General features: G+C 64.8%; 13 protein-coding genes. 6 read left to right on the top strand and 7 right to left on the bottom strand.

All coding sequences use genetic code 11. From position 1 onward, the window contains the following. Positions 1 to 53: 53 nt before the first annotated feature. Both EJ073_RS11185 and EJ073_RS11180 read right to left on the bottom strand, forming a co-directional pair. On the bottom strand, positions 54 to 482 hold the full coding sequence (locus tag EJ073_RS11185) for a SufE family protein (RefSeq protein ID WP_126059169.1): 429 nt from the start codon (positions 480 to 482) through the stop codon (positions 54 to 56). Positions 483 to 592: 110 nt separating this feature from the next. After that, positions 593 to 970: a DUF5330 domain-containing protein gene (locus EJ073_RS11180; protein ID WP_126055780.1), complete on the bottom strand. Its 378-nt coding sequence runs from the start codon at positions 968 to 970 to the stop codon at positions 593 to 595. 533 nt (positions 971 to 1,503) lie between these two features. On the opposite strand from EJ073_RS11180, the gene EJ073_RS11175 reads away from it, so the two are divergent. The 3 genes from EJ073_RS11175 (at position 1,504) to EJ073_RS11165 (ending at position 4,423) form a co-directional block, all read left to right on the top strand. Further along, positions 1,504 to 3,243 (top strand): HAMP domain-containing sensor histidine kinase, encoded by a 1,740-nt coding sequence (locus EJ073_RS11175; RefSeq protein ID WP_126055779.1) that lies wholly within the window; start codon positions 1,504 to 1,506, stop codon positions 3,241 to 3,243. Then, positions 3,218 to 4,000: a peptidoglycan-binding protein gene (locus EJ073_RS11170; RefSeq protein ID WP_126055778.1), complete on the top strand. Its 783-nt coding sequence runs from the start codon at positions 3,218 to 3,220 to the stop codon at positions 3,998 to 4,000. The genes EJ073_RS11175 and EJ073_RS11170 overlap by 26 nt, the downstream gene beginning before the upstream one ends. A 72-nt stretch (positions 4,001 to 4,072) precedes the next feature. Then, positions 4,073 to 4,423, top strand: a complete 351-nt coding sequence (locus EJ073_RS11165) for a DUF1491 family protein (RefSeq protein WP_126055777.1) — start codon at positions 4,073 to 4,075, stop codon at positions 4,421 to 4,423. Here the strand turns inward: EJ073_RS11165 and EJ073_RS11160 are convergent. Further along, entirely contained in the window at positions 4,418 to 5,473 is a 1,056-nt protein-coding gene (locus EJ073_RS11160) for a DUF2336 domain-containing protein (RefSeq protein ID WP_126055776.1), read from the bottom strand. The two genes, EJ073_RS11165 and EJ073_RS11160, sit on opposite strands and share 6 nt — an antisense overlap. Positions 5,474 to 5,661: 188 nt before the next feature. Between EJ073_RS11160 and EJ073_RS11155 the strand changes: the two genes are divergently transcribed. Next, the gene (locus tag EJ073_RS11155; RefSeq protein ID WP_245455539.1) at positions 5,662 to 5,844 is read left to right on the top strand and encodes a hypothetical protein; all 183 of its coding nucleotides are present in this window, start codon (positions 5,662 to 5,664) and stop codon (positions 5,842 to 5,844) included. A gap of 128 nt (positions 5,845 to 5,972) precedes the next feature. On the opposite strand, the gene EJ073_RS11150 is transcribed toward EJ073_RS11155, so the two are convergent. The 4 genes from EJ073_RS11150 to EJ073_RS11135 form a co-directional block, all read right to left on the bottom strand. Beyond that, positions 5,973 to 6,521, bottom strand: a complete 549-nt coding sequence (locus EJ073_RS11150; RefSeq protein ID WP_126055774.1) for a DUF1254 domain-containing protein — start codon at positions 6,519 to 6,521, stop codon at positions 5,973 to 5,975. Next, a complete protein-coding gene (locus EJ073_RS11145; protein ID WP_126055773.1) occupies positions 6,514 to 7,098 on the bottom strand; it encodes a DUF1214 domain-containing protein in 585 nt (194 codons plus the stop codon). The genes EJ073_RS11150 and EJ073_RS11145 overlap by 8 nt, the downstream gene beginning before the upstream one ends. Before the next feature lie 98 nt (positions 7,099 to 7,196). Beyond that, complete coding sequence (locus EJ073_RS11140; protein ID WP_126055772.1) at positions 7,197 to 9,353, bottom strand: penicillin-binding protein 1A; 2,157 nt, start codon at positions 9,351 to 9,353, stop codon at positions 7,197 to 7,199. Between the two features lie 162 nt (positions 9,354 to 9,515). Continuing rightward, entirely contained in the window at positions 9,516 to 10,154 is a 639-nt protein-coding gene (locus EJ073_RS11135; RefSeq protein ID WP_126055771.1) for a TetR/AcrR family transcriptional regulator, read from the bottom strand. Positions 10,155 to 10,303: 149 nt separating this feature from the next. Between EJ073_RS11135 and EJ073_RS11130 the strand changes: the two genes are divergently transcribed. Both EJ073_RS11130 and EJ073_RS11125 read left to right on the top strand, forming a co-directional pair. Further along, positions 10,304 to 10,546 carry a glycine cleavage T C-terminal barrel domain-containing protein gene (locus EJ073_RS11130; protein ID WP_245455538.1) on the top strand — a complete coding sequence of 81 codons (243 nt, stop codon included), beginning with the start codon at positions 10,304 to 10,306 and terminating at the stop codon, positions 10,544 to 10,546. 118 nt (positions 10,547 to 10,664) lie between these two features. Next, positions 10,665 to 12,218, top strand: coding sequence for a trimethylamine methyltransferase family protein (locus EJ073_RS11125; RefSeq protein ID WP_126055770.1), 1,554 nt, complete (start codon positions 10,665 to 10,667; stop codon positions 12,216 to 12,218). Positions 12,219 to 12,326: the final 108 nt, after the last annotated feature.

Genomic DNA, 12,326 nt, shown 5'->3' with positions numbered 1-12,326 from the left:
GCATGCCAGTCCATTGCCCAGCCGGCCAATCGCTCAAAATACGATTTGTCAGATCAGGCGATCTGCTTCAGCGCCGTATCGGCGTCGTGCTTGATGCGCTTGACCATCGAGCGCAGGCCGTTGGCGCGCTGCGGCGAAAGGTGCTCGTCGAGGCCGAGCCCCTTGAGTGTCGCCTCGGCGTCTGTTTTCTGGATCTCGCTCGCCGGGCGCCCGGAAAACAGCGCCAGCATGATAGCGACCAGGCCACGCACGATATGGGCATCCGAATCGCCCTGGAAGGTGATGACCGGATCGGTCCCTTGTCCCTGGTCGGTGGTGAGCCACACCTGGCTGACGCAGCCCGGCACCTTGTTGGCGGGAGTCCGCGCGGCGTCGGGGAACGGCGGCAGCGCTTCGCCGAGTTCGATCACGTAGCGATAGCGGTCCTCCCACTCGTCGAGCAGGGAAAAGTCGTCGCGGATCGTCTGGATCGTGGTCGTCATTGTGCCGGATATAGTCATCCGGCATCCCCGCGTCACGAAAAAAGAAAGAAAACACCGCAGGCGTCGAGAGGTCGGACGGGCCTGCGGTGTCGCCAATCAGCGGCTAAAACTCAATTCTTAGTCGGCGCCTTCGCCGGAATGTTGACGGTCGCCGGCAGAACGACGTCCACGCTGCCTGTGGCCACGGACGTTTCGAGCCCTCCGTCGCTGGCCTTATCGCCGGCCTGGCCGTCCTCCATCATGGCGGCGGCGATCTTGGCGGTCTCCCTGGCGCGGGCGCCGATCGTGTGCATGGCGGATTTACCGGTCTCGCACACGTCGGGCTTGCGCTCGCAGATGCCGGCTATGTCGCCGACCGCCTCGCGCGCCGCAAACAGCGCCTGGATCGGCCCAACGGTCTCATGTCCGGCCTCGTCGGTGCCGACATTCAGCGGCAGCGCCAGAAGAACCAGCGAAAACCAGAAAGCCATTCTAATAAGAAAGCCCATCTCAACGCCCTCTCGTCCGTGACCGGATCATGCATCTTTCGGCATGACCTCTTTTATGGGCTGGATCGTGGCACACACGCACAAAGGACGGCTTGCGTGGAAGCAGGGAATTTACCTCAAATTTTAAACGAATTCGAAAGGATTGGTTTTGCAATCGATTTCATTTAAATCTCATCGATTGCATTAACTTTACAATAACCATATAACTATTTGTTTTTTAATGGTGATTTGAAAATCAAATGCGGTCGTCGTCAAGTTTGGCGCACCTCGCCTCCCCCTGCAGGGGCTAACCCTCCGTTTACCATGGCGCGAGATCGCCGGGCTTTCCCGCGCCGGCGTCTCAATATTTGCCGTGGGCCGGGCGTCGACCGGGTCAGCCTTATCCATTCCTTAAACGCTGGATGCGAGTCTCAGGGCAAGCAAAAGCGACCTGCGAAAAGCAGGGCAGTTCACGACCGGGTGCGAGTGCGTTGAGTTCGATTACGGCCAGATACGCTGAATTGCCTGGCGCGATGGCTGCCGGCTGCGAACGTATGGTCCATCCGACCATAATGGGCGTGGGCGAGCGCCTGCGCCAGCGCCGCTTCATCGGCGTCATGCTGGCAGCCCCCTTCCTTGCCGCCGGCGCCGCGGTGACGCTGGTCACCTCGAGCCTTGGCGCCGCCGTGACGGTGACCGCGATCTTCGCCGCCTTCGGCCTTTGCTGGTTCGCCGCGCTGCTGGTTGCGGCATCCGGCCGGATGGCGCTCGTCGGCCGTGCGGCGCTCTTGTTCGGCGGCCTTGCTCTTGCAGGCGCGATCTTCGCCGCCGGCGGTCTTGCCTCGCCGGTCGCGCTGCTTGCGCTTACGCTCCCGTTCGAAGCCTGGTGGATCGGCGGCTCGCGACGCGCCGCCCTGTGGGGCGCGCTGTCCGCGCTCGGCGCCGTCCTGCTGCAGCTTTTCGCCGGCCCGCTGTTGCCGCTCGGCTCGGCCGGGATCGCCGCCTGGCACTGGCTGTTGCCGCTGGCCTGGGCGTTGACCCTGGTCCCGCGTCTGAATTCGCTCCGTGATCCTGGCAACACCCAGCCGGTGTCGCTCGCCCGCGACCGGCTTGAGGACATCATCGATGCCGTCGTGCTGCAGTTGGGCCGGCAGGGCGAGGTACTGGACGCTTCAGCCAAGGCGCGCGCCATCCTGAAACTTCAGCCGGAGCTTCTTCTCGGTACCGGCCTGTTCGAGCGCGTCCACCTCGCCGATCGTGTCGACTATCTCTCCGCGCTCGCCGATATGCGCGACGGTGCCGCAATGCGCCGGGTCGACCTGCGCATCCGGCTGCCGCGCGATGGGTCAGGCGCCGCCGACAATTTCCGGCCGTTTCGTCTTCAGCTAATGCGGGGCGAGCAGCGGGACACCTTTATGCTCCTGCTCAGCGAAAACGACGATGTCGCGGCCCTGCGCGAAAAGCTCGCCGCCGCTAACGAGACCGCGGCCGCGGCCGAGGTGACGAAAGGACGTTTCCTGGCCGTGGTCAGCCACGAGCTTCGCACGCCACTCAACGCCATCATCGGCTTCTCCGACATGCTGCTGCATGAGATGTTCGGTCCCTTCGGCGATCCGCGCCAGAAGGAATATGTCGGCCTGGTGAGGGACTCCGGCCAGCATCTCCTCAACGTCGTCACCTCGATCCTCGACGTTTCCCGGATCGAGGCCGGCGCCTACGCGACCGAGCCCGAGCCGTTCCGCTTCGCTGAAGCGGTCGATATGTGCCAGTCGATGATGCGGCTGCAGGCCGAGGCCAAGAATATCAGGCTTGCCGCGCAAATCGCGCCGGATGCGGGCGAGATCAACGCCGACCGCCGCGCCGTTCAGCAGATACTGATCAACCTCGTCTCCAACGCCATCAAGTTCACACCTGATGGCGGCAAGGTCGTGGTGGGCGCCAAGCGGGTCGGCTCGCGGCTGCATTTCTGGGTCAGCGATACCGGCATCGGCATCGCCGAGGAGGATTTCGTCAATCTCGGCAAGCCCTTCATGCAGATCCAGAACGACTATACGCGCCGCTTCGAGGGAACCGGGCTCGGCCTGTCGCTGGTCAAGGGCCTTGTGGCACTGCATGACGGCACCATGTCGATCGAGAGCATGCCGGGTGAGGGCACCACGGTGACGATCAGCCTGCCGGTGAACGGACCGAGAGGTCGTTCGGACAAGAGCGATGGGGTGTTGGCGATACCCGCGCTGAAGACCAAGGGGCATGCGAAAGGGGACAGGAATGGCTCGCTCCGCAAAACAGCCTAGGGCGGTCAAGCGCCAGAGCAGCGCCTTCGAGGAGGGCGCGATTGCACTCGGCGGCATGATCTCGCGCAATCCGGTGCTGGTCGGCGGTTCGACCGCCTTCCTGGTGACGCTATTTTATGTCTCGGCCAACGCGCTCTGGTACCAGCCTTTCCCGCACGCCGGCGCGTTCTTCGCCACCAGGAGCATCGAGGATTTTCCGCGTGCTGGTGCGGAAGAGCCCGAGACCACCATCAACATCGTGCGGCCTGCGCCGGTCAAGAGCGATCCGACCGTCGAACAGGTCCAAGGCATTTTGAAAGATCTCGATTTCTATTCCGGGACAGTCGACGGCATTTCCGGCCCCAACACCCGCAAGGCCATCCAGGCCTATCAGCAGAAGGTCGGCCTGCCGGCCACCGGCGAGATCGACGCCATGCTGCTCGACCAGCTCGGCGCCAAGCAGACGACGGCGGCCATTCCGCATCCCGTGCCGAGGCCCGTGGACAGGGCCACAACTCCGGCAGCGGCGCCTTTGGCGGCACCGATTCCAGTCTCGGCGCCGGCCAACGTGTCCGCCGAGGCGCCCGACGCCCGCATCGTTAAGATCCAGGCCGGGTTGAAGGCCTTCGGCAATAACGACATGCAGCTCGACGGCGTCGTCGGCGCCCGCACCAAGGCGGCGATCAAGGAGTTCCAGTCGTTGTTCGGCTTGCCTGAAACCGGCGAGCCCGATGAGATCGTGTACGTCAAGATGCGCGAGATCGGCCTCACCAACTGAGCGTCGGGCGACAGCTGGCGCAATCACGGGCCGATGCTGTAAGGAGCCGCGCATGCCGTCCGGAGCCTTGCCATGCGCGTGACCACCGATCTGTGGGTGTCGGCCCTGTTGCGCCGAGTGTTCGCCGCCGGCGGTTTTGCCGCGGTGGCGAAGCGCGGCGCGGCCGAGGCGGGCGCGGTCTTCGTGCTGTCGCGCGGCCGGCTGGGCGAGGTCGCTCTGTTCGGGCCGGCGCCGCAGACCAGCTACGATTCGGCCAAGCCTGACGAGCGCTTCTTCAGCCTGCTTGGTACCGGCGACGATGCCGCACCGTTCGATGCCAGGCTGGAGCGCGAGAAGAAATTCGATCCCGACATCTGGGTGGTCGAGATCGAGGCCGGCGCCGTTCCGGTCGAGGACCTTTTGTCCGTCAAGACGGACTCATGACGCCTTGAGGTTTGCGGCGGAGTCGTCGCTGTTCGAGGCTCGGTGTTCCTCGGCATTCGCCACCTCGCCCGCATTGCCGCGGATCGCCCGCGACAGGGTCTCAACCTTCCAGGCGCGCACCTTGTCGAGTGCGGCGTCGCGGTGCAGCAGGCGGTAGCGGTCGAGGAACAGGCGGATCGCCTGCGGGTGCGGAAACTCTCTGGGATAGACGGCGACGGCGATCAGGAAGGCCCGGTCCTCGTTGAGGTCGAGCGAGCGCAACGCGGCAAGCAACGCAGCATAGCCTGCCTGTTCGGTCAGCGCCCGCGCCGTCTGGAAATCGATATCGAGCGCGTCCGCCAGCGCGGTCTGGAAGAAGGCGGCGTTGCCGGTCAGCGCCGTCTCACGCAACTTGGTGTAGGTCGACGGGGCGATAAACGGATTGACGCTCTCGGTTCCCGCTTCGGGGCGCATCATCGCGCGCAGCCGGCGCCTGGCATTTGCGGCGGCAATGCCGGGCGTCTCACGCATGTCCGCGCTAGCGGGAAGGGCGGGTTCGTCCTTGACTATCGGTGCTTCTGCCCCGACGGGTGCCGGGTCGGCCTTCGCGGGCAATGCCTGGACGATGGGCTGCGGCGGCCGCAGCCTGACCAGCGTCGGCTTTTCCAGCGCCTTGATCAGGTCCGCGATGGTCGGGTTCAAAGCTTTGCGGCGGGCGATGGCGCGAGCATGCGGCAGGCCGTGGCGGCCGATCAGCGCGATAAGGTCGATGTCGCTAAGCGCCCGCGAGCGGGTGAGCAGCGGCGCCGCGATGTCGACCGGCTCTTCCGCCAGCCGCCGCACCAGGGCGGGGGGCGCGTATTCGCATTCGGACAGCGCGGCGGCGACGTAGCGACGCGATTCGACCGACACCTCGTCGAACAGCGGCAGCGTCAGGTCCTCGAGCTGGCTGATCTCGCGGCGCGAGGGACGGGTGAGCGAGCAGAAGGCAGACACCGAGGCGCGGAACAGCCTTTCGGCCTTTCCCGCCTCTGTCCGAACAGCGATTTGCCTGAAATCCGAAGATGACACGGAAGATACGCCCGACACTCGACACAACCCTGGCGACGCTCGACCGAACCGTGCCGGTTTCGCGTGCATCAGAAACAAAGTTCAAATTAGCGGCGATCCGTTAGCGCTCCGTTAACCCTCTGCCCGCCTTAATCATATTTGGAGGCGTTGCGTTGTGCTCCGGGGCAACCGAGAGGAATACGCGAACCATGGGCATGGTACTGTCTTTCGTGCCGCGACCGGCACCCGTAAATCGAGCAGTTCGGGACACCGGCACACCGGCGGCGGTGATCATCTTCCCCGGCGTCCGCTATGAGCAGCCGCCGCTGACCGGCCAGTCGCGTCCGGCCGATCCGGACGAGCCGCCGCGGACGCCTGTTCCGCATCACTAGAACAATTCCAGGAAAAGTGTGAAACGGTTTTCCGTTCCGAATTGTGCCAACAAAAAGATAGAGCGCCGCGCGTCCGTTCGGGCGCGCCAAGGACCTTCCAAAAGTTAGAATCCGCGTGCGCTGCCTGGTCAGTAATCCTGCAACTCGCAGGAACTCTGCTCCAGGAACCGTGACACGATCGGTTTCCAGCTGTCGTCCGGCACGAAGGCACGGATGACGAAGATGCCTTCCTCGATCGGCGCCTCAACGAAGATCGCACCCTGCAGTTCCTCCGGAAGTTCCCGGCGCACATCAATCATCTGCGCCGGCGTCAGCACCACTGTGTCGAGCACGCCGCCGGTCGCGGTGTGGTCGTTGAAGGAATAGAAATTGTGGCCGTTGCGGTCATAGACCGACACCGACCAGAACGGCACGTGGCCCGGTGCCTTGATGCGCACCATGCCTTCGGCGAGGTCGAAGCGGCATGCCGCCGCGTAGAATAGCGGATCGACCGATTTCACCACCGGCGCGCCGCCGGCCTCGGCGTCGAGCCTGGTCATCCTGTAGAGGTCCGAGGCCATCGCCAGCCGCGACCAGGCATCGCGCTCGGAAAATTCCGGCACCAGCATCAAAACGATGATGTGGACGATCCCGGCGCCGATCAGGCCGAGCAGCATGGCGTGGAAGAGCCTACGCATTGCAGCCCACTTTCACGATGCCGGGCAGCGTCACGTCGGAAAGGCCGGTGCTGCTGGCGATCGGGGTGTCGTAGAAGGTGAGCACGAAATACATCTTGCCGAAGCCGTCGGTCAGCAGCCAGTTGCCGGGAGCGGGGCGGTTGCCGACGGCGATGGCCACCGAATTATCAGGCTGGCGCAGCACCTGGTAGGACTGGAGCGCGGCCAGCCTCGCCTTGCCTGTGTCGACCACGCCGAGCGACCGATCGGCGGCATAAAGCGTCCAGAAGCGGGCGGTGGGGAATCCGCCTTCGATCGTATAGGCGCATTCGCGCTTCAGGGGTTCGCCGCCGGCGTCGCGCTCGGCGATGAAGGACAGCCCCTCGGCCTTGCCGAGCGCCAGCACGCCCTCGCGCGCCACGCGCGCTTTCGAATAAGGGTCGGCGCCTTGTGTGCCGATCTCGGGAAAGGCCGTCCACTGGCCGATCCTGATCGCGCCGACGCCGTCCTGCGCCTGCAGCGCATACCAGACGCTGCCGCCGCCGACGCCGACGGCAATGGCAAGCGAAAGTAGCGTCAGGAAGGCGGTCTTGAGCATGAACAGCCAAAACAGGAGAACTTGCCGCTCGGGGATATCGCGGGCAGGGGCCTCGTGGCAAGTCGCGCCGGTGGATAGGCGGACGCTGAATGGGACGCTCAGAGCGCCGACAGCGTCTCCGGCGCCTTGGGCGCGTCGAGCACAGGGGCTGTCTGGAACGCCTTGGTCATCTCGCGCAGCGTCTGTGTGGTCTGGCCGGAGAGCACCGGCGGCCGCTCGGCCTGGGCCTGCGCTGCGGCCTCCTCGGCATTCTTCTGGGCGGCCTCCTCGGCCTTGGCCGCGACTTCCGGATCGACGAACGGGTGATCGAGGCCGGGGATCGGCTTCAGGTCGATATTCTGGTGCGCGTAGACCATCAGCCGCTGCCAGACCATCGCCGGCAGCGAACCGCCGGTCATCTTGTTGGTGGGCGTGAAGTCGTCATTGCCCAGCCAGACGGCGGCCGTGTAATTGCCGGTGAAGCCGACGAACCAGGCGTCGCGGTAGGATTGCGTCGTGCCCGTCTTGCCGGCGACGACGATGTTGGGAAGCTGGGCGCGCCGCGCCGTCCCTATCACCGGCACCGCCGCCAGCATGGTGTTCATGTATTTCAGCGCCTGCTCCGACAGCACCCGACGCGGCGGCGACGCGTCCTTGGCCCAGTCGTAGACCACATCGCCGGTGCGGGTGACGAGCTGGGTGATTCCGTGCCGCGAGCCGACGAAGCCGTTCTGCGCGAACACGCTGTAGCCCGTCGCCTGGTCCATCACCGTCATGAGCGAGGTGCCGAGCACCATGGTCTTGTGCCCTTCCAGCGGCGACTCGACGCCCATCGCCTCGGCCATCGCCTTGATCGGACCGATGCCGAGATGGTCCTTGGCGAGCCGCACCGGCACAGTGTTGATCGACTTGGCGATGGCCGTGATCAGGGTGACATTGCCGGCCGATCCGCCGCTGTAGTTGTGCGGCGACCAGTTGCCCCAGCTAACGGGGCCGCCGGAAACCACCGAGTCAGGCGTGAAGCCGTGCTCCATGGCTGTGGCGTAGACGTAGGGCTTGAACGAGGAGCCGGTCTGGCGCAGCGCCCTGGTGGCGCGGTTGAACTGGCTGGCGCCGTAGTCGCGGCCGCCGACGATGGCGCGCACCGCTCCGTTGGTCTCGATCACCACCACCGCGCCTTCGGTGACGTTGTATTCCTTGCCGAACTGGCGCAGGTGGAATTCGACGGACTCCTCAGCCGCCTTCTGGATGTTGGCATCGAAAGTGGTGTGGGCGACCAGTGAGTGCTGGCCGGGCTTGGCGATCTTCTTGACCTCGTCGAAGGCCCAGTCGAGGAAGTAGTCCGGGCTCTTCTGCTCGCCGCGGTCGACGACGTCGGCCGGATGCAGCCTCGCCTGCAGCACCTGGCCTTCGGTCATGAAGCCGGAATCGACGAGGTTGGACAGCACCACATTGGCGCGCGCGCGGGCGGCCGGCAGGTTGATGTGCGGGGCGTATTTGGTCGGCGCCTTGAACAGGCCGGCCAGCATTGCCGCCTCGGCGAGGTTCAGGTCCTTGACGCTTTTGCCGAAATAGAAATCCGCCGCCGCCTCGATGCCGAATGTGCCGCCGCCCATATAGGCGCGGTCGAGATAAAGCTGCAGGATCTCCTTCTTCGATAGGTTGGCTTCCAGCCACAACGAGAGAAAAGCTTCCTTGATCTTGCGCTCGAAGGTGCGCTCATTGGTCAGGAACAGGTTCTTGGCCAGCTGTTGGGTGATGCTGGAGCCGCCCTGCACGACCGAGTTGGCGCGGACGTTCTCGAAGATGGCGCGCGACAGGCCGAGCACGTCGATACCGTAATGGTCGAAGAAGCGCCGGTCCTCGGTCGCCAGCACCGCCTTGATGACATGGTCGGGCATTTCGTCGACCGGTACCGAGTCGCGCTGGATGATGCCGCGCTGGCCGATCTCGTTGCCGTAGCGGTCGAGGAATGTGACGGCGAAGTCGCCCTGCGCGCGCCAGTCGCCCGCTGTGATCTCGAAGGCAGGCATCGCCAGCGCAAGCAGCACGACGATGCCGCCAGCGCCCATAGTGAAGCCTTCGCTGAGCACCTCGATGATGCCGCGCCGCCAGCCCTTGACGCGGAAGCGTCGGAAAAAGATGGTCGCCGCTTCCCAGAACTGGCCTGCCTTGAAGCCGATTTCGTAGAGCGAGGAATCGAGCCACGCGTCGACGGCAAGCAACGCCGAGGCAATGCGGCCTCTTCTCTTGCGTGGTCTCAAAGGACTTGCCATTCCAGAATTCCGCCCCAGCCAACTTCCCCAAAACGGCATGGGCAGTTTCGAGGGTGGCTCCCTGCCTGACTATTCGACCATTTTATCACCGCTCACAAGGGTAGCGAAGCCACACACAAGCTTTGTTGATCGCTAAGGTTGATTCCGGGTGCTCGAGCGATATCACCGCGCCGCGATGAAGCGCATGAAATGCGCCACATCGGCGTCGCTCGGCTCCTGGCCGGTGAAGGCGCGAAGATAGGCCGCGAGATGGCTGACCCTGGCCTCGACCGGTTCCTTGAGGTCGAGGACGTAGTAGCCGATCTGCATATAGTAAAGCACGCGCGCCCGGATGAAGGCATTCTCCGCGTCAAAGCCGTGTCTTTGGTACATGTCGCGGATAGCGGTGAGGCGATCGTCGTCGGCCTGGTCGATCATGCGCCGCACATCGTCCGAGCGCCTGGCCCATTCACGTACGGCAAAGTCGAGCCTCGGGTCGAACATGCGCTCGTCGGCCCAGCATTCGAACACGTTGAGCACGCCCATGATGATGGTTGCGGCAGGGCGCTGGGCGCGCTCGACGATCGCCTTGGTATTGGTCTCATGCCAATGCTTCAGCAACTGGTCGAGCAGATCCTGGCGGCTTTCGAAATACCAGTAGAAGCTCGACCGCGACACGCCGAGCTTCTGGCCGAGCGGCAGCACGCGCACGCTCTCGATGCCGTCGGAGATGAGCGTCTGCAGCGCGAGGTTGATCCAGTCCGAGCGCGTTACCTTGATGTTGCCGGGCGCCGGCTCGTCTTGCGGCGAAATCATGATCATGGACACACAAGTGGCACGCCGGATCACCGCGCGCAAGCTCTGGACATAAGTGTCTAGACACATATGTACAGTAGATATATGGTAACGGCTTCCAACGAGAGGGGAGAGGCTCGTGAAGTCGCATTATCGCGCGGTTGTCATTGGAGGAGATGTCGTCGGCGCCTCGGTGCTTCAGCTTCGAGCCGGTCTGGCACAAGGGTCGGCGCGTCGGCTTCGTCACCTCCGGCGGCTATGGCTACACGGTTGGCAAGAGCGTCGCGCTGGCGTTGGTGGACGACGATTTCGCCGGGGAGGGGACGGAGCTTTCGGTGCACATTGTCGGCGTCGAACGGCCGGCGCGCGTCATCCCCGCCTCACCCCACGACCCCGACGGCAAAGCGATGCGGCAATAGAGGATGATCCCGAAAAGTGGGAACCGGTTTTCGGAAAAGATCATGCTCAAACAAGAGGATAAGATGGAACGGGATGACGCTTCGAAGAAAAGTCATCCTGTTCCAAGGAGGATCTGGCATGGTTGAAGATGTCGCCCGCGATCTGAGGCGCGAACGCCGGCGTGGACGCACCAGCGAGGCGGGCAGCGAGTCAAGCCGCCGGCCAAACTACCGGTCGCTCAAGAACCCGTTCCTGCCGCAGCCGATCTTCTCCGAAGACCAGGTCGCGGCGATCCACGACACGGCGCTGCGCGTGCTGGAGGAACTCGGCATCAAGGTGCTGCTGCCGGAGGCGCGGCATGTCTTGGCCGGCGCTGGCGCGCTGGTCGACGAAGACAGCCAGATGGTGCGCATCGGCCGCGATATGGTCGAGGCGGCACTGGCCTCGGCGCCGCGCTCGATCCGGGCCCATGGCGGCGCGCGCGATCGCGATCTGATGCTTGAACTGGGCTCGATGACCTTCCTCGCCGGGGCCGGCGCGCCCAACGTCACCGATCTCGAACGCGGCCGGCGGCCGGGCACGTTGGCCGCCTACGAGGAACTGACCAAGCTCATCCAGCATTTCGACGTGCTGCACATGCTTTGTCCCTCGATCGAGCCGCAGGATGTCGACAACCGCTTCCGTCACTATGCCGTCAACCGGGCGCAGCTGACGCTTTCCGACAAGTTCCCGTTCGTCTTCGCGCGCGGCACTCCGCAGGTCGACGACAGTTTCGAGATGGTCCGCCTGGCGCGCGGCCTCTCCGAGGACGAGTTCCGCGCCGGCGCTCATTGCTACACCGTCATCAACACCAATTCGCCACGCCAGCTCGACATCCCGATGGCGCAAGGCATCATCGATTTCGCCAGGGCCGGCCAGGTCTCGATCATCACGCCCTTCTGCCTGGCTGGCGCCATGGCGCCGATCACGGTCGCCGGCGCGCTGACGCTGCAGCATGCCGAGGCGCTGGCCGGGCTGACGCTGGCGCAGATCGTGCGACCCGGGGCGCCGGTCGTCTACGGCTCCTTCTCCTCCAATGTCGACATGAAGTCGGGCGCGCCGGCCTTCGGCACGCCCGAGCACGTCAAGGCGACGCTCGGCGCCGGCCAGCTCGCCCGCTTCACCGGCCTGCCCTGGCGCTCCGGCGGCGGCAGCGCCGCCAATATTTCCGACGCGCAGGCCGCGCACGAGACGCAATTCGCGCTGTGGGGCTCGGTGCTGGCCGGCGCCACGGTCTGCATCCACGCCGCCGGCTGGCTGGAAGGGGGGCTGAGCGTCTCCTACGAGAAGCTGATCACCGACATCGAGGCGCTGCAGACAGTCGCCGAGCTTTGCGCGAGGACACCCGGCGACGAGGATTCCATCGGCTTCGAGGCCATCGCGGAGGTGCAACCGGGCGGCCATTTCTTCTCCGCCGGTCACACCATGGCGCGCTACCGCACCGCCTTCTACGAGCCGCTGGTCGCCGACTGGTCGAACTTCGGCAACTGGACGCAGGCCGGTTCGAAGAGCGCCACCGAGCGCGCTACCGGCATCTGGAAGCGGCTGCTCGCCGACTTCCAGCCGCCGGCTTCGGCCGCCGCCACGGCCAGCGTGCTCGACGAGTTCATCGCCCGACGCACCGAGGAGGGCGGCGCTGCGCCGGTGTCTTGACGGAGATCATTCATCATCCGGACAGGAAGTATCATGCAGTCTGGCGCGGGTCTTGCGACGCGGCTACGCTGCATGTGAAGACTGTTGGCGGCGCAAGGGATTGTCCAA

The organism is Mesorhizobium sp. M4B.F.Ca.ET.058.02.1.1 (genome assembly GCF_003952505.1).
GTDB lineage: Bacteria > Pseudomonadota > Alphaproteobacteria > Rhizobiales > Rhizobiaceae > Mesorhizobium.
The sequence above is the reverse complement of the archived record's forward strand: the minus strand, read 5'-3'. Positions and strand labels throughout refer to the sequence as shown.